19 protein-coding genes are annotated in these 17,190 nt (G+C 41.4%); 7 read left to right on the top strand and 12 right to left on the bottom strand.

Going from position 1 to position 17,190, the window contains the following annotated elements:
• Positions 1 to 803: 803 nt before the first annotated feature.
• The 6 genes from FWE23_08575 to FWE23_08600 form a co-directional block, all read right to left on the bottom strand.
• Positions 804 to 1,067: a Txe/YoeB family addiction module toxin gene (locus tag FWE23_08575; GenBank protein ID MCL2845483.1), complete on the bottom strand. Its 264-nt coding sequence runs from the start codon at positions 1,065 to 1,067 to the stop codon at positions 804 to 806.
• Positions 1,061 to 1,309 carry a type II toxin-antitoxin system Phd/YefM family antitoxin gene (locus FWE23_08580; GenBank protein MCL2845484.1) on the bottom strand — a complete coding sequence of 83 codons (249 nt, stop codon included), beginning with the start codon at positions 1,307 to 1,309 and terminating at the stop codon, positions 1,061 to 1,063. The genes FWE23_08575 and FWE23_08580 overlap by 7 nt, the downstream gene beginning before the upstream one ends.
• 107 nt (positions 1,310 to 1,416) lie before the next feature.
• Positions 1,417 to 1,842, bottom strand: a complete 426-nt coding sequence (locus tag FWE23_08585) for a hypothetical protein (protein MCL2845485.1) — start codon at positions 1,840 to 1,842, stop codon at positions 1,417 to 1,419.
• Between the two features lie 336 nt (positions 1,843 to 2,178).
• Positions 2,179 to 2,520: a type II toxin-antitoxin system RelE/ParE family toxin gene (locus FWE23_08590; GenBank protein MCL2845486.1), complete on the bottom strand. Its 342-nt coding sequence runs from the start codon at positions 2,518 to 2,520 to the stop codon at positions 2,179 to 2,181.
• Complete coding sequence (locus FWE23_08595; GenBank protein MCL2845487.1) at positions 2,513 to 2,764, bottom strand: hypothetical protein; 252 nt, start codon at positions 2,762 to 2,764, stop codon at positions 2,513 to 2,515. The genes FWE23_08590 and FWE23_08595 overlap by 8 nt, the downstream gene beginning before the upstream one ends.
• Before the next feature lie 101 nt (positions 2,765 to 2,865).
• The gene (locus tag FWE23_08600; protein MCL2845488.1) at positions 2,866 to 3,948 is read right to left on the bottom strand and encodes a 3-isopropylmalate dehydrogenase; all 1,083 of its coding nucleotides are present in this window, start codon (positions 3,946 to 3,948) and stop codon (positions 2,866 to 2,868) included.
• 127 nt (positions 3,949 to 4,075) lie between these two features.
• On the opposite strand from FWE23_08600, the gene FWE23_08605 reads away from it, so the two are divergent.
• Both FWE23_08605 and FWE23_08610 read left to right on the top strand, forming a co-directional pair.
• Complete coding sequence (locus FWE23_08605) at positions 4,076 to 4,579, top strand: GIY-YIG nuclease family protein (protein ID MCL2845489.1); 504 nt, start codon at positions 4,076 to 4,078, stop codon at positions 4,577 to 4,579.
• A gap of 12 nt (positions 4,580 to 4,591) precedes the next feature.
• The gene (locus tag FWE23_08610) at positions 4,592 to 4,765 is read left to right on the top strand and encodes a hypothetical protein (GenBank protein ID MCL2845490.1); all 174 of its coding nucleotides are present in this window, start codon (positions 4,592 to 4,594) and stop codon (positions 4,763 to 4,765) included.
• Positions 4,766 to 4,769: 4 nt separating this feature from the next.
• On the opposite strand, the gene FWE23_08615 is transcribed toward FWE23_08610, so the two are convergent.
• Both FWE23_08615 and FWE23_08620 read right to left on the bottom strand, forming a co-directional pair.
• On the bottom strand, positions 4,770 to 6,725 hold the full coding sequence (locus tag FWE23_08615; GenBank protein MCL2845491.1) for an ABC-F family ATP-binding cassette domain-containing protein: 1,956 nt from the start codon (positions 6,723 to 6,725) through the stop codon (positions 4,770 to 4,772).
• A 324-nt stretch (positions 6,726 to 7,049) separates the two neighbouring features.
• Entirely contained in the window at positions 7,050 to 7,538 is a 489-nt protein-coding gene (locus FWE23_08620; protein MCL2845492.1) for a PBECR2 nuclease fold domain-containing protein, read from the bottom strand.
• A 348-nt stretch (positions 7,539 to 7,886) separates the two neighbouring features.
• On the opposite strand from FWE23_08620, the gene FWE23_08625 reads away from it, so the two are divergent.
• Both FWE23_08625 and FWE23_08630 read left to right on the top strand, forming a co-directional pair.
• On the top strand, positions 7,887 to 8,843 hold the full coding sequence (locus FWE23_08625) for a hypothetical protein (GenBank protein ID MCL2845493.1): 957 nt from the start codon (positions 7,887 to 7,889) through the stop codon (positions 8,841 to 8,843).
• 16 nt (positions 8,844 to 8,859) lie between these two features.
• Positions 8,860 to 9,771 carry a hypothetical protein gene (locus FWE23_08630; GenBank protein MCL2845494.1) on the top strand — a complete coding sequence of 304 codons (912 nt, stop codon included), beginning with the start codon at positions 8,860 to 8,862 and terminating at the stop codon, positions 9,769 to 9,771.
• Between the two features lie 219 nt (positions 9,772 to 9,990).
• Here the strand turns inward: FWE23_08630 and FWE23_08635 are convergent, their stop codons facing one another.
• Positions 9,991 to 12,081 (bottom strand): hypothetical protein, encoded by a 2,091-nt coding sequence (locus tag FWE23_08635; GenBank protein ID MCL2845495.1) that lies wholly within the window; start codon positions 12,079 to 12,081, stop codon positions 9,991 to 9,993.
• A 184-nt stretch (positions 12,082 to 12,265) separates the two neighbouring features.
• Between FWE23_08635 and FWE23_08640 the strand changes: the two genes are divergently transcribed.
• Positions 12,266 to 13,003, top strand: coding sequence for a type III pantothenate kinase (locus FWE23_08640; GenBank protein MCL2845496.1), 738 nt, complete (start codon positions 12,266 to 12,268; stop codon positions 13,001 to 13,003).
• Here FWE23_08640 and FWE23_08645 read toward each other — a convergent pair.
• A complete protein-coding gene (locus FWE23_08645) occupies positions 13,000 to 13,494 on the bottom strand; it encodes a hypothetical protein (protein ID MCL2845497.1) in 495 nt (164 codons plus the stop codon). The genes FWE23_08640 and FWE23_08645 overlap by 4 nt on opposite strands.
• A 105-nt stretch (positions 13,495 to 13,599) precedes the next feature.
• Positions 13,600 to 13,875 carry a septation regulator SpoVG gene (gene spoVG / locus FWE23_08650; protein ID MCL2845498.1) on the bottom strand — a complete coding sequence of 92 codons (276 nt, stop codon included), beginning with the start codon at positions 13,873 to 13,875 and terminating at the stop codon, positions 13,600 to 13,602.
• Between the two features lie 193 nt (positions 13,876 to 14,068).
• Between spoVG and ilvB the strand changes: the two genes are divergently transcribed.
• Both ilvB and ilvN read left to right on the top strand, forming a co-directional pair.
• On the top strand, positions 14,069 to 15,832 hold the full coding sequence (gene ilvB / locus FWE23_08655; GenBank protein ID MCL2845499.1) for a biosynthetic-type acetolactate synthase large subunit: 1,764 nt from the start codon (positions 14,069 to 14,071) through the stop codon (positions 15,830 to 15,832).
• An 11-nt stretch (positions 15,833 to 15,843) separates the two neighbouring features.
• Positions 15,844 to 16,329, top strand: coding sequence for an acetolactate synthase small subunit (gene ilvN / locus FWE23_08660; GenBank protein MCL2845500.1), 486 nt, complete (start codon positions 15,844 to 15,846; stop codon positions 16,327 to 16,329).
• A gap of 84 nt (positions 16,330 to 16,413) precedes the next feature.
• Here the strand turns inward: ilvN and FWE23_08665 are convergent, their stop codons facing one another.
• The gene (locus FWE23_08665) at positions 16,414 to 17,190 is read right to left on the bottom strand and encodes a formylglycine-generating enzyme family protein (GenBank protein MCL2845501.1); all 777 of its coding nucleotides are present in this window, start codon (positions 17,188 to 17,190) and stop codon (positions 16,414 to 16,416) included.

Below are 17,190 nucleotides of genomic sequence, written 5' to 3' on the forward strand. Positions count from 1 at the left end.
ACAACAACATTTTTTCTGTTTTTGTGCAAATCACAATTCGAACAAATTTTCAATTCAGTTGTAATTTGTTCCAATTCATTTTTAGCCATAAAACCAACCTTTCCGCCGCTTTTTCACGGCAAATTAAAATGTTAAGGCAAAACAGCAAAGGCAGTTCTGCCGAAATTCATAGTTTCGCCAAAAAATACGAAAGTGCCTATGTTTTAAATAGAGAAGGCAGACAGAACTGCCCCAAACAGGCAATTCGTCTTCTCTATTTATAGAAAAGAAAAAAAATAACATAAACAGGAAAGTAGGATGAAATCCCCGCTTTCGTATTTTTTGGCATAGGGAATATAATATTTGCCTAAAAGGCGGAGAGGTGATTTTTAGTATTTTTGCATTTTATCTCACATCAATATTTTAGCATTGTTTATTTTACCGTCAAAATTAAAACAAAAAGGTAATTATGGATTTTTACAACGAAGAAATAAACAGTAAATTCAACAGCGATTTACAACGGCAGATAGATGGGGGTTGATAAAATAGCGGGCTTATGAAATATGCAGATAAAAGCAAAATGGGCGACCGGCTTTCTGTCCGTGAGCCTAATTATCACAGGCGGCAGAATCCAATCACCCTATTCGCCAATCCTCGTTTTCATTACGAGGGGGGGGAGAATGAAGTTTAGCCAAGCGAAGAGATATAGTAAGCAATCTCACTAACAATAATATACCAAATAACTGTACTAAAAGTCAAGGGTGAATTAAATGAATTGTAAGATTTTGGTAAATTTCAAAAAAATAATGAATTTTCAATAAAAACTAAAATTCGTAATGCGACCACATACTCAGAATTTTTACAGTTTTAGTATTTTCACAAATTTCATATACAATTCGATGTTTTATATTTAATCTTCGGGAAAATTTATCTCTCAAATCGCCCGATAATTTCTTGTATGGCTGAAAATACGGATCTATTTCCATGTTTTTCAATATCATTTTTGCTTTTTCGGAAAGGTTTATGACTTTTAATTTGGAAATATCTTTTATTGCCTGCTTTGTAAGAATTACTTGATAACTCACCATTCAACCTCGTCAAGCGGAACGCATTGTGAAATCGGCTCTTTTGAAGCGGCAAGGATTTTCTTTTTCAATCCGGGAACAGACGACAAATAAAGTGTTTCTATTATGCTATTGTAGTATTCTTCGCTCAAAACAACTGCGTTGCCTTTATTCATTGCAACGACTATCGGCTCTTGGTATTCGACCGCTTGTTCAAAATAATTAGAACAATTTTTTCTAAATCTTGAAACTGTTGTTGATGTCATATTTGCTCCTTTTTTACTATAAATATAATATTCGCCGCAACAAAAAAGAGACGTAAGCATTACGTCTCTACAAAATTGGTAAAAACAGAAAAAATCAACACTGCATTCTAAAATTCAAAATTATCAAATCGTTTCTTTCTTTCTTCTTCTGTTTCCTCTTTTATCGGCTCAGGCTTTGCTTTCTCAACTACGGGGCTTTTCTCTGCTACAGCTAAAGGTGTTTCTGCTGCAGATGTTTGTGCTACTCTTTCCGAAGAAGCAGATAATTTTTCTATTTTTTTGCAAATAGCCTCCTGACACACGGATATTTCATCTACCTTTTTAGCCTGCAATATAAAAATTGCCACCAACCCTAAAAAACCAACTGCAATAATAACCCCTATCACAATACCAATTATGGCTATAGGTAAACCCCACCTGTCCGGAGCAGAATCATATCCTATAATTGCACCCAAAATAGCAAGCAACAAAATTATTACCCATGCACAAACTACAAAAAGACATTCAAAAGACTTTTTTAGCCACTCCAACATAAAACACCAAACCTTTCTGCTGTTCTTTACAGCAATGTTAAAGCAGAAACAAGCAAGGCTGTTCTGCCAAATTCATATTATTTTGCGAAAAATGATGAAGTGCGCTCACATTGAAAAGAATGTATAAATGCGCAAAATGAACAAAACAGCCAAAGAAAGGCAATTTTGCGCATTATATACGCGTTAAAAATAAAAATTTCAATGAAATGCAAGGAGAAATCCCACACTTCATCATTTTTCGCATAGGGAATATAATATTTGCGCAATGAGAAAACATAAAAAAACACAAGGAATTCAAAAAAGGGGAGATTTTTAACAAAAACTAAAAATACTAAATCAAAAATACGGATTGCTTTCCACTTCTTTCAAAATATTTTTAATCTCGCTGTCCGAAATATTTACCTCTTCGCTTTTATCATAAATTGAAAGCAAGTAAACAATGTTGTCTTTATCTACAAAATACGTTATCACTCTTGCGCCGCCGCTTTTGCCTTTTCCTTTTGAAGAAATCGCCATACGAGTTTTGTATGTATTGTTGCCAAGATTTATTCCTGTTGTCGGATTTTCCTTTAATTCGTCAATGAGTAAAAGTATATCGTTTTTCAATGAGGCATATTTTTTCGCAAGTCGCTTATATTCTTTCTTAAAATGCACTGTAAATCTTACTGTGCTAGTCATCAAACAACTCCTCAATAGAAAAAGTTTTCAGTTCGCCTTTATCTATTGATTTTTTGTCGATAAAGCCTTTTTTTATATTTGCAAGAACGTTTTCTTTTTGAGGGTTGACAAGAGACGCTTTATCAATTCGTATTTTTATGAAATCCAAATTTTTTACCAATTCTACAAAAAAATTGTATTTGTCTTCTCGAACTTCAATGTATAAACGCTTTGTTTTGCATGGATTGCTTTTTACTGTCAGCATATTAACCTCCTTAATTTATCGTATAAAATACTATATTGCACAACAAAAAAGAGACGTAAGCATTACGTCTCTACAAAAAACAATGTAATATCAAAAAAAAATTACAACGATTTCGCTATCAAATCGCCGACTTCTTTTGTTCCCATTCCCATTTTTCCTGCGGCGAGCGACTTAATTTGCCCCGAAGCAAGAACTGAAGATACCGCATTCTCGATTTTCTCGGCGATTGCGATTTCTCCCAAGGTTTCCATCATAAGCCCTGCCGCGCAAATTGCCGCAAGAGGATTTATCACGTTTTGACCTGTGTATTTCGGCGCGGAACCACCCATCGGCTCAAACATAGAAACGCCGTTCGGATTAATGTTGCCGCCCGCAGAAATTCCCAAGCCGCCTTGTATCATCGCGCCCAAGTCGGTAATGATGTCGCCGAACAAGTTTTCGGTTACGCAGACGTCGAACCATTCGGGGTTTTTCACAAACCACATATTTGCCGCGTCGATATGATTGTAATCGCGTTTAATGTCGGCAAATTGCGCGTCGCCCATTTCGTTGTATGCGCGCCACCACAAATCGCCCGCGTTCGTCAAAACGTTTGTTTTATGGATAAGAGTAATCGGTTTTGCGGCATATTTTGCACTTTTTTTATTGCGGCGCTGTTTGTATTCGAACGCGTATTTAAGGCATCTGTCCACAGTTCTGCGGTCGTAATACATAACTTGAGTTGTCGCTTCGTCGGGCGTGCCTTTACGCACAACGCCGCCCATTCCCGTATAAATTCCGCCTGTGTTTTCGCGAACAACCGTAAAATCTATGTCTTCGGGTCCTTTGTCGCGAAGCGGCGTCTCCACTCCCGGGTAAAGTTTTACGGGACGAAGGTTTATATATTGATCAAGCGTAAATCTTGCTTTGAGCAAAATTCCCAACTCCAAAATTCCGGGTTTTACATCGGGGTGCCCTATAGCGCCCAATAAAATCGAATCGAATTTTTTGAACTCTTCGAGCGCGCTGTCGGGAAGCGTTTCGCCTGTTCTCATATATCTTTCGCCGCCAAAATCAAAATCCTGATAATTGATTTTTACGCCGCCCTGCGCGCACGCCGCGTCAAGTACTTTTCTCGCTTCCGCTGTGACCTCCGGTCCTGTTCCGTCGCCGCCAATAACTGCAATGTTGTAAGTTTTTGCCATAAAAAACGCCTTTCATTTTGAAATTTTGTTAAATTTTGAGACAAAAATAATTTATTTCAACTACTCAAATCGCCTTTATGGTATTTTTAGTGCGAAAATAAAAAATTTCACAAGAAATCGGACATTTATGGAAAACGAAAACAAAACGCTCATCGAAAAAATAAGGGACGAAATTATCGCAAACGGCGGGCTGACGACAGCAGAAATCGCGAGCAAATTTCTGGGAATAAAAAACGGCGGCGGCGCGGCAAGTAAAATATTAGTCGAAAAAATATTCAAAGACCACCGCGAATTTTCTTTCGACGGCGAAAAATGGCAGGCAAAAATTTTGCCGCCCGCAATAAAATGGGAAAAAGCTCAATTCACCAAAGAAAATTTTGAAACCGCTCCCGCAACTTTCGGCGTATTTGGATTTTACGATGAAAACAAAAAGGTGATTTTCGTAGGAAGCGCAACAAATCTGCGGGAAAAACTGCTGGAAATTTGGAATAAAAACGAAGAAAGCGACGAAAAGATGAAACAACTTCGCGAGTTGGCGGTATCTTATATAGTATCAACCTGCAAAGACGATATGACCGCGATTGACACGGAGATGAAACTGATTGAAAAACACAAACCGATTTTGAACTAAGGGGGGATTTTTATGTTCAGAGATTTTTGGAATATGTTATTGGATTTATTATTTATGTTTATCTACGGATTTGTAGATGTAATTTCTTCGACAGTTGTGATAGTCATCTTGGTTTTGGCAACGGCAATAATTGTCCCGATTTTGCTGGTTGTTAAGAAATCTCGTAAGAATAAAGTCAAGGATTAATTCTTTAGCAATCGGATTTTTCGGATAATTCAAGTTTTACTTGATACTCCTGCCATTCCTCCATCAAACTCTCTTCTTCCGACTTTAATTTGTCGATTTCTTTCTGGATTTCAACGAGTTTTTTGGCGTTATTTGCGAACGAAGCGTCGTCCAATTCTTGCTGTTTTTGGGCGATTTTTTTCTCTTGTTCTGCGATTTGCTTCTCGATGTTATCTATTTTACGGACGATTTTTTTCTTTTCTTCACGGGTTTTTATGCGGTCTTCTTTGTCGAGATTTTTGGTATCTTGTAGGGGCAGGGTTTGCCTGCCCAAATTGTCGGATATTTTGTCTGTTGGGCGGGCAAACCCCGCCCCTACATTACTAATCCAACCTTTTTCAATATACTCGCGATACTCCGTGAGTGTTCCGGGGAAATCGCGCAGAAAGCCGTCGCGGACTTCTATTATTCTATCCGAAATTGTGTTTACGAAATTTTCGTCGTGCGAGACCGAAATTATTGTGCCGTCGTATTCGGCAAGAGCCGAGGCAACGCTTTCTATCGACGGCATATCGAGGTGGTTTGTCGGCTCGTCCAACAAAATTATGTTTCCGGGGTGAATCAGCATTAAAAGAAGAGACAAGCGGGATTTTTCGCCGCCGCTGCATACGCCAACCAACTTTTGGACTTCGTTTCCCGAAAACAAAAACGAGCCGAGCAGTTTTCGGACTTCGGTCGGACGGTTTTCGCCCAAAACTTCGACTACTGTTTCGTAAAGCGTTTTGGACGGGTTGAGCATATCGAGCCGATATTGCGAAAAATAGCGGATTTGAGCGTTGTGCCCAATTAAAAACTTTCCCCCAAGCGGCTTTATTGCCGAAGCGAATGTCTTAAGAAGCGTGGATTTTCCTGCGCCGTTGGGACCGATTATTGCGATTTTCTGCCCTTTTGTAATAGTCAAATCGAAATCTTTAAGGACGGTTTTTGTTTCGTTTTTTTCTTTGTTTTCGTAGCCGATGCTGAGGTTTTCGCAGCGAAACGGAACGCTTCCGCAAGGCGTTGCAGGCGGAATTCTAAACGACAATTTCGCGTCAAAACAGTGTTGTTCGGGCAGTTCTTCTCGGAGTTTTTCGAGCAGTTTTATTCGCGATTGCGCCTGCGACGCTTTTGTCGCCTTGCTTTTGAAACGCTCTACAAAACGCTCGTTTCGGTCGATTTGTTCCTGCAAATTTTTGGCGCGTTTTTCCTCGGTTTCTTCTTGCGACGTTCTCCATTCGCGGTATTTTGAGACATTTCCTTTGTATTCAATGACCTGCTTGCCGCTGATTTCGAGCGTATGCGTGCAAATCCTGTCCAAAAACGCTTTGTCGTGCGAAATTATCAGCATTCCGCCGCCGAATTTGCCCAAAAAGTTCTCGAGCCATATAACTGTGTCCATATCCAAATGGTTTGTCGGCTCGTCCAAAAGCAGAAAATCGGGCGATAAAAGCAAGAGGCGCGCAAGAAGCGCCCGCATTCGATAGCCGCCCGAAAATTCGCGGATATTTTTTGTCTGCATTTCGTTGGTAATTCCAAGCCCCGCCAAAATCGTCGCCGCTCGCGAATTAAGCGTGTAAACGTCGTTAATGTGAATTTTGTCGAGCATTTCGGAATATTTTTCGAGGTCGGCGGCGGCGTGCGCTTGCGGATTTTCCAAAAATTCCAGCATTTCCTTAAACGGCTCCAGCATATATTCGATAGGCGTAAAGTCGCCCGTTTCTTCCTGTTCTTGCGGAAGATAGCCGATTTTGAACGTGCTTGCAAACGAGACGTTTCCGCTGTCCGCCTGTTCCAAGCCCGAAAGCATTCTGAGGAATATGGTTTTCCCCGTTCCGTTGTTGCCGATAAGCGCGTATCGATTGCCCGATTGAAGCGAAAGATTTACATTTTCGTAAAGAAGTTTCTCCGAAAACCGCTTGGAAATGTTGCTTATTTGTATCATTTTTGCGCTCCTATCAATGAATTTTTTGCGAAATTTTCGGATTTTTCTGCTTTACTTTTATGTTAAAATACGTTTTGCCGAAAGAAACAATTCTTGAAATTTTCAATTTCTCAAAAAATCCGCTCTTCTATCAAAAAAAGTCAATATTTTGCGAAATTTTCGTTTTTTTCCGCTTTACTCTTGACTTTTTCTTGTAAATTATAGTATATTCGTTGTATGTAGTCGGCGAGATTTCGGTGCTGTTGTGAGCATAACCGAATGAAGGGAGCTCTGAATACACAACTATTCACTGTTCGGACCCGACTAATTTAAGGGAGATAGGTTTTACTTATCTCCCGTTTTTTTATAGATGAGATTTCCAAACCTATGACCGTTCATATCTTTTCTCGAACAATGCATCATATTCCAAAAGACACTGCCGTCATTAAAGTATTTAATAATGACCATAAAATCTCGTTTTCCATTGAACAATGAAATATATCTTCTTTTTACGACAAATTCTTCTCGTATTTCCCATATTTCATAAGGGTTTGTCAATGTTGGAAATACAAAGTTGACATATCTTTCTCTTGCGTCTAATCTTTTTTCAACAATGTGCGGCAAATATTCTTCCTGTATTTTCACCTCGCCAATTGGAGTAAAAACGATTTTTTCTTTACTGCCGCAAAGGAGAACTTTTTTCAAAACTGCAAACGCTGCTTCAAGTGTTTTATGGTCTTCGAGAATTAAGGGTTGTTCTTCTATAAGTACTCTTTCTTCTCTCAAATCGCAGAGACCGAGATTTCGCCAATTATTAGTGTTTTCTTTTGTCATAATCCTAACTTTTTGTTAAATAGTAGAGGGAAAATACGTTTTGCCAAAAGAAACAATTCTCGAAAACAACAAAATTCTCCCTCAAATCAAGATTTCTCCCACTTTTCCATAGGCAAATATTATTTTCCCGATACCAAGAATGACAAATTGAAGGGATTTTATTCCTGCAATTTATCGATTTTTTTTGCTTTTAAGAAAAATAACAGATGGACTTTAGGCTGTCCTGCATTGTCTGTTATTTCTTAAATAATCGATATAATCGTCATTCTTGGTAAAATGTATGGTTTACGGCAGAACAGCCTTTGCTGTTTTGTCAGAATTTTAACAATTTATTAGGAGGGTCGCATTATGAAAATGCAGACAAAGCGGTTATTTGGGATTTTGGCGGTAGTGGTTGGTATGGTATTCTGGGCGGGGTGTGCGCTTGAAGACGATGAAACTAGTGGTGGAACAACTGGCGGTGGAGGAGGTGGTGGTGGAATGCCGAGAATTACAATTCAAAATAATACTGGTATGTCTATAGACTTATCACAGATAAAGTTGTCTTCTTCGACAGATTGGACTAATATACATCGGTTTAATAATCATAATGACGGTGCTTCTTGGACACATACTTTTTCTCAACCATTACCCGCGAATAGTCGTTTTGATATCAGATTGAGATCAGGTAATATAACATTTGTAAGGTATCGAGTTTCATTGTCGAACGGAACAACTGTTAGATTTACAGATAATGATTTTACCGATGAAAGATATCTTCCGAGAATAACAGTTCTGAATAGAACTGGGACATCATTGAATAATCTTTTGATAAAACCATCTTCTGTAAATGACTGGGGAAACAGCTTTGGTAGTATTAGTAGCAATAGTTTTCGAACTGAAACTATCTCTATTCCACCCTCAAGTTATACAGTGTTTGATATTCAAGTAAGTTCAACAAGCCCCGCTACTACGTATACAATGAGAAATGTGACTGTATCAGACGGAACATCTTTAATGTTCACTCGTGCAAATGCAGATACTCAACCGCTTTCAGGAATGCCTACTATTGTGGTTCAAAACAATACTGGTATGCCTATAGGACGGTCTCAAATAAAACCATCTTCCACAACAGATTGGAACAATATTCATGGTGGGTTTAATTACGCTGACGGAGCTTCTTGGACACATACTTTTTCTCAGCCGTTATCTGTTAATAATAGGTTTGATATTCGATTGAGTTCAGGCTCACAAGTATTTACGAGAAGCAATATCACCGTTACTGACGGTATGCTTATTCCGTTTACAATGAGTCATTTAGATTAAAAGGAAACAAGTGATTATGTTTTTTTATTTGCTTGTTTTATTATTCTTAGTCAGTTGCTCTAACGATTTGGGCGGCAACGCCCAAATCGACTGGAACACAGCCGACATCAGAATAACCACCCCCGCCCAACTGCGCGAACTCCGCGACAGCGTAAACGCAGGAAACAGTTTTGAAAACCGAACAATCACCCTCGCCAACTCCCTCGACCTCGGCAACAACGAAACCAACCAATGGACGCCAATCGGCACAGAATACCACCCGTTCCGAGGCACATTCAACGGAAACGGCAATTTCATAAGAGGACTTTTTATCAACTCCAACACACGCCATCAAGGACTTTTCGGCGTTGTCGGTAATGCGGGAGTTGTAAAAAACCTCGGCGTAATCGTCGAAATTCTCGGAAACGGTCGATATGTCGGCGGACTTGCAGGAGCAAATCACGGTGTAATCGAGAAATCATACGCCACAGGAACAATAAGCGGCGACAACACAGTCGGCGGTTTGGTGGGAACTAACCACGCCGACGGTATTATCGAAAACTCTTACGCTTTGACGAGCATAAGCGGAAATGCAAGACCTGCCAACTTCGGCGGTTTAGCAGGGAACAACAGCGGGATTCTTGTTAATTCTTATTTTTCGGGAAATGTCAGCGGTTGGCAGAATGTCGGCTTGTTGGTTGGGGCTAACAGCGACCGAGGCATAATCGGCAATAGTTATGCTTCGGGAAGTGTAAACGGAACGGTATCGGTCGGCGGACTTGTCGGAATTTCGAGCGAAGAGGCGACTGTTTGCTCGAATTCCGCTGAAAGAACGCCTGCGCAAATGATGTGGCAAGGCACTTTTTCGGGCTGGAATTTCACCGACATTTGGGGAATTGAGGCAAGCAGAAACGACGGGCTTCCGTTTTTATGGGTGTTTCGATGGTAGAAAGATTAACGAAAACACTGACTTTTCAATAAAAACGAGCGGGCGCAAAAAAATCCGCTCGTTTATAAAAAAAGCCAATATTTTATGATTTTCTTACAGTTTTTCTGTTTTACTTAAGTTGTTCTGCCGCGTCATTTTATTTACTTAATATACGTTTTGCCTATAATAAAAAGGGGCGAAAGATTTTTCGCCCCTGCAAATTGCCCGCGCGACAAGCGCTTACATCCTCGAAATCTCTCTTTCCAGAACGCTTACTCTGCCCTCTTTCTTGAGACCGTACACTACGCCGAACAAGTCGCTTTCGCTTACGCCCAAAAGGTCTGAAAGCACCTTGTCGATGGTGGTTTTGCCGCCGTTTGCTTCAAGGTTTTTTATGACCGCTTGCTCGTATTTGTATTCTATGCGACTTTCGTTTTTCATTTCGGCGGTGTGCATTTTTTGGACTTTTGCGCCGATTTCGCACAAAATATGCTCGTAAACTTTTTCGCCTTTTACGTAAGTCGCGTTTTTGTCTTCCGTGCCCGAATTTCGCATAAAGAGAACGCCCAGCAACTTGTCGCCGTCCAAAATGTTCATATAAAGAACGTTCAAATCCTCTTTGTCTTCGTATTTGATTACGGTGTTTTTCGGGAGTTTTCCTGCCGATATTGCCGCGCTTACTTCTTTTTCCACGAGTTCTTTGTCTTTGTTCCAGATTGCACTGCCGCGGTAATGGCGCGTTTTATCAACAAAGAACACATAGTATGTCTTTGAAAAGCCCGGCTCAAACGGCTCAATAATTTTTTCTTCGCTAAGACCAAGTTCTTTTATTGCCCAAATCGACCAAAGACCCGTTAAAAGCCCCACGCCCGAAAGCAATGTTTTGGTGTTGCCTTGCGGGTCTTTTACTTCTATCGGACAAATTAAATGCCCCGAAATTTCAAGACCAACCAAAACATAACCGTCCTTAAAGTTGCCTATCCATTTGTCGCCGACCGAAACTACGCGCGTGCTGAGCCCCAAGTTTTTAGCCGCCGCCGAAGCAGTCATAATGTCGGATTCGATGGTCGATAAAAACCAAAGGTCGCTTGGTTTGCTTGGGCATTCTTTGCAATTCGTGTAATAAGGCAAAAGGCATTCCGCCAAAATATAGCCGCATTTATCGCCGTCCAAAACATAGATGTCGTCGTCTTTTTTGCTGTAATAAAGCACAAATCCGCGGTCGCCGTCGCCGTCGCAAGCAATTCCGTAAACCGTGCCCGCAGGCGATTTTCTGCCCTCGTCGAATATTTTTTTGACGGTCGGAATATGCTTGTCGTATTCTTTTCCGCTGTAAAATTCCGTGCCCTCGATTTCCGCAACTCCAACGCCGCGGTTAATGTTGTCGCCCGTGCATTTTTCGTTTACGCTTATATATTTTACGCCGAGTTTTTCGAAAACTTTTCTGCCGATTGTATCGGTTGCGCCGTTTGCCGAGTCGAAAATTATTGTTAAGCCGTCAAAAGAGGTCTTGCATTCTTCTATGCCGCAGTCCTGCAAAATCCAATTTATGCTGTCTTCTTCCGCGTTTATTTCCGAAACTTTGCCTGTCGCCGCGGGAAGTTTTTCGAGCATACAATAATTATACATATACGCCGACAAAACGTAGTCGCCCAAGTCGCCCTCGGGAACTAATTTTTTGCCGTCGATGAAGAATTTAATGCCGTTTTGATTGCTCGGATTGTGCGAAGCCGTGAGGCAGGCGCCCGCGACATGTCCGAGTTGCAGGTTTTTCCAAGGAATAATCGCCGTCGGCACAACGCCCAAATCTATTACGTTCAGTCCTGCTTTGGCAAATCCCGAGCGAACGTGGTTGTTTAATATCCAATCGTAAGCCAAATCGCGCCCGTCGTTTCCGATAACCGCTGTATCGCCCGGATTAACGATTTTTTTGTCCAAAAGAATTTTTGCAAACGAATAAGAGGTGATTTCGACCAAATCGGGTGTAAACGCGTTGTCTTTGAGCAAATCCGCGATAAAATTCTCGTTTGTTTTCACCACGACTTTACCGCGCACGCCGTCGGTTCCCATATAATTTACGCGCGCCATAGTGAACGCCGTGTCGATTTTTTCGCTTTCGCTCGCGTTCGACGAGTTATACAAAGTCGCCGCTTTTGGCAAATCCACGCAGACCGCCGTCGGATATTTTTCGAGCCAATCGCTTGAAAGCAGTGCAGAAACCGCTTTTTCGTCCGACACATTGTTGCCTATAACAAACTTCTTGCTTTTCGCCAAGTTTTCAAGTTTGCTTTTGAATTTTCCGCTCAAATCCTCAAAAATTTTGATGTCCATAAAAGAACCCCTCCTAAAATTTAACGTTTTATTCGTTGTAGAAAATACTATTCGCCACTATAAAAAAGAACGTAATTTTTACGTTCCCTTGAAAAAATCGAATAAAAAGGCGATTGCTAAGGCAATATATGAGTACCTCGCAGAGGCAAATATTATTTTTATCTAAAAATTAAGGATAAAAACAATGAAAATCATAGCCATTGACGCAGGGAATACGCATTTACGCATTGCAAAAATTGACACAGATTTTTTGCAAAACATCGAAATTATTCACTCTGATTACGAGGGAATTTTTGCGCTTATCGAAAAATTGCAAGAAGGCGAAAATTTGCCGATTTCTGTGGCAAGCGTTGTGCCGCGAGGGAGAGAATTAAGCGATAAATTAAACGAATGCGGAAAAAAAACGATTTTTTGTGTTCGTGAAATGGCGAAAGATTTGCAAATAAACTATGCCGAAACGCTCGGTATCGACAGAATTGTCGATGCTGTTGCGGGGCTTGCGCTTTTTCCTGAACGCGACCTTGTTGTTATCGATTCGGGAACGGCGACGACCGTCGATTGCGTTAGTGCCGACAGAAAATTTTTAGGTGGATTTATTTTGCCGGGGATAAAAATAACTTCGGAGGCAATTCACGAAAAAACAGCGCTACTTCCTAAATTAAGTCCGTATGAGCTTCGATTTAATGAAATGCCCAACGATACATTTTCCGCAGTGTCAGCAGGACTTATCGCCGATTGTGCGGGAGGAATAGAGTATGCGATTGATTTTTGCGTCGAAAAACTGAACAAACCGCTCATAATTGCTTGCGGCGGTGGTTGGGAGATAGTTAAAAGCTTTGTCAGAAGAGAAATAAAAGCAGTCCCCGAACTTACGTTGGCAGGGACTGCTATTTTTGGTGTTTCTGTTATCGAAAATAATTAGTATTTTTCCAAAAATTCTTTACGATGTCCTTTCATTATTATCTTTTTCGCTTCTTCCAGTTTTTCCATTTTTTTTGCATCCATTTTGGCGATAAACTGGGTAATTAACTCATAATGCGGCATAAGCTTGCCTCTAAGACCGTTTATCTTGTCTATCCTATGGGCAAATTTGCGCTCATCAAGTTCGGAAATCATTTTGTCCATTTCGGCAAATTCTTTTTCCATTCTTTCTGCCGCTGCTCTCAACGGACGCTTTTTCTCTTCAAATAAATCCGAGATAATTTTTAACGCAAACTTTGCTTTGTCGGTGTGTACCGGCTCCTGCTTAATTTTGTTTGCTTGTCCGTTGACAAACACTGCCGCATTTTCTTCAAGCGGTAGAAGGGTCTTTTCATAGCCTTCTATTTCTAATACATATTCCTCAATATATCTCTTCTTTTCATCAGACAGAGTGAGCAATTTTCCACTTTCACTTCTTTCTTGCATAAGCATATATTAACCTCTCTTAAGTTATAGTGTTCTTTTTTATTTTACAATTCTGTCCTGCGGCTCAGCACATCGATCGCATAAGCGGCAAATTTCAAAGAATTGTATGTATTACTCCGCTTTTGTTCCTTCTGCGACAGCATTGTTATATGCACCGATAATTCGTGTTTCAATTATACTTCTTGTTTCGTTGTTAATCGGATGCGCAATATCTTGATATGTACCGTCAGGTTTACGATGGCTGGGCATTGATACAAACAGCCCCTCGTCTCCTTCAACAATTCTGATACCACGAACCACAAAACTGTCATCAAAAGTGATGTTGGCAAAACCGCGTAAACGTCCTTCGCCTTCTCTTTGTGTTATCCGCACTTCTGTAATTTCCATAAAACCCTCCGAGTTTCAATGTTAAATCATAATGATACTTGCTAATACTTTTTTAAAAAAAATATTGGGATAAATATAATACTTGGTTAAATGCAGAGTGTTAGTAAAAAAGGTTATTTTTTGAAAATTCGTGAATTTTATTGTTTTTTACTCCTAAATAATATTATTTTGATGGGTAAAGAAGGGAGTTTTTATGATACAGGCAAGAGAAATGAAGGGTTCGGAAATTCTTATAGAGGCTTTGCGCAAGGAAAAGGTCGATGTGATCTTCGGTTATCCGGGGGGAGCTGTCATACCAATTTTTGACGCTTTTTACGACTGCAAGGACATAGACGTAGTCCTGACCCGCCACGAACAGGGTGCAGCCCACGCCGCCGACGGATACGCTCGCGCCACGGGAAAAGTAGGCGTTTGTTTGGCGACGTCGGGACCGGGCGCAACCAATTTGGTTACGGGAATTGCAACGGCGTATCTGGACAGTATTCCTATGGTGGCAATCACAGGACAAGTCGCAGGCGCGCTTTTGGGAACGGACGCTTTTCAGGAAGCTGATATGGTCGGAATTACGCGCTCGATAACCAAGCACAATTTTTTGGTAAAAGACGTAAAAGATATTGCGACAACCATACGAAAAGCGTTTTATATTGCAAGTACGGGAAGACCCGGACCTGTTTTAGTCGATATTACAAGAGACGCGACAATTGCGACTATGAAAGAAGATAAAATCGATTGGTGCGAAAACATTGATTTACGTTCATACAAACCAAGGTCTGCCGTAAATTTGCGACAAGTAAAAAAAGCGGCGGAGGCAATTAACCACGCCCAAAAACCTATTATATACGCGGGCGGCGGAATTATTCTTGCAAACGCGGAGGCTGAACTCTTGGAATTTGCCGAGAAAACCGAAATTCCCGTTGCGACAACGCTTATGGGTTTGGGCGCGTTTCCTGCAAATCATAAGCAGTATTTGGGAATGCTCGGAATGCACGGAAGCGTTGCGGCGAACAAAGCGCTTCACGACAGCGACCTGATAATCGCAATCGGCGTTCGTTTCGACGACAGAGTGACAGGCAATACCAAGCTCTTCACCGACCGCGGAAGCGCCAAAAAGGCAACGGTTATTCACATTGATATTGACCCTGCGGAAATCTCGAAAATTATAGACGCGTCAATTCCGATAGTGGGCGACGCCAAAATATTTTTGAGCGAATTAAACAAAGAAGTCGAAAAAGGCGATTATTCCGAGTGGGCAAAGAAAATTGGAGAATTAACTCAAAGAGAGCGTTTCAGATATACAAATTGTACTAAAGTAATTAAACCGCAATTTGTTTTGGAAACGCTTTACAAGGAAACAAACGGCGACGCACTCCTTATAACCGACGTGGGACAGCACCAAATGTGGTCGGCACAGTATTATAGTTTCAATTCTCCGCGCAAGTTTCTTTCTTCGGGCGGACTTGGGACGATGGGCTTCGGGCTTCCCGCGGCAATGGGCGCGGCTTGCGGAACAAAAGGAGTAGCGTGGGCGGTTTGCGGCGACGGCGGCGTTCAGATGAATATTCAGGAATTGGCGACAATAAAACTTAACGATATTGCGGTAAAAACCATTGTTCTGAATAACGAATATTTGGGAATGGTACGTCAATGGCAAGGAATGTTTTTCGGAAAACGCTATTCGTCGGTTAATATGAAAGTGCCGTCGTCAGAGCGTTCCGAAGACGGGAGCGCAGGTAAAAAAACGCTTGGCGCCTATATTCCGGACTTTGTAAAACTCGCCGAAAGTTATGGCATTCCCGCCAGAAGAATAACAAATCCGAGCGAAGTTGCGGCGGCAATAAAATGGGCTAACGAAACCGAAGGCGCGGTGTTTTTGGAATTTATGACCGACCCCGAAGAAAACGTTTTGCCGATGATACCCGCAGGACAAACGATTTCGGCAATGATAGAAGACAACTGAAAGGAGAAGAAATGAATAAACAACATACAATTTTGCTTGAAGTGGAAAACCGAAGCGGCGTTTTATCGCGGGTTTCGGGATTGTTTTCGGCTCGCGGATACAATATTTGCTGTTTATCGGCGGTAGAAACCGAAGACAAAACGGTTTCAAAAATGACAATATTCGTTGAAGGCGACGATAAAATAATTGAGCAAATTACAAAACAACTTAACAAACTCGTCGATGTAATAAAAGTTATGGATTACAACGAAAACGAGCGTATTCAGCGCGAATTGCTTTTACTTACGGTAAATGCTCCCGCAATAAAACGTCCCGAAATTACGAGCATTATAGAGATTTTTAAAGGAGCGGTACACGCGGTTTCCGTAAATGAAATGACTATAGAATTAAGCGGTTCCGCCGAAAAATTAGACAAATTTGTAGAGCTTCTGCGACCCTACGGCATTAAGGAAATAGCGCGAAGCGTGCCGATAGTTGTAGCAAAAGCGTTGAAGTGAGTTGATTTTCTGTATATTCGTAGGGGCGGGTTTTAAACCCGCCCGTACACAAATCGCCGTACAAATATCGCAAATATCGCCGCTTTATCGTACATCAATCACTATTCTGAAACCTGTGTTGCTGCTTCTTTGATGTGGAGGGGCGTATGGTCTGTCGGCTACTCGGGCGGACCTTGCAGGGGTGTTAAAACCGCCGCCTTTGGTAATTCGTCCCCGTCCGATTTCGGCTCCCTGCGGATCTACAACTACTGTGTCGGAAACAGTATAGGGACCGTTCCACCAGTCAAAAACCCACTCAAATACGTTTCCGCTCATATCGTATATGCCTAATTCGTTGGGCTTTTTAAGACCTACTCTTTGCTTGCCGCCCGAAGAATTTCCGTTATACCAGCCCACCTCGTCCAAATTATTGCTTCCGCTGAAAATAAAATCCGTGCCGCCGTTGTTGCCGCCGCGCTCATTTCCGCCGCGGGCGGCAAATTCCCACTCCGCTTCGGTAGGCAACCGTCCGCCTTTGCTTTGAGCAAAGTCCACCGCCTCTTGCCAATTTACTCCGGTAGCAGGGAAATCTTCTTGCCCGCTGACCCGCCGTCCGAATTGTCTGTTGGTTATAGGATATTTGCTTATCCAAAAACCTCTGCTTATTTTTACGGTATTCTGCACTTCGTCTTTACTGCGACCTTCTTCGGTTTCGGGACTGCCCATAATAAACGTCCCCGCCTCGACAAATATGTATTCTATGGTATCGTCCGAATTTATATAGACCACGGTCGAGAAAAAGTCGCAACTGATAAACATAAGCGCGCAAAACGCAAGCAAAATAGTCTTGCCGAAAATATTAGTTTTTTTCGTTTGTTTCAT

This window comes from Chitinivibrionia bacterium (genome assembly GCA_009779925.1).
GTDB lineage: Bacteria > Fibrobacterota > Chitinivibrionia > Chitinivibrionales > Chitinivibrionaceae > WRFX01.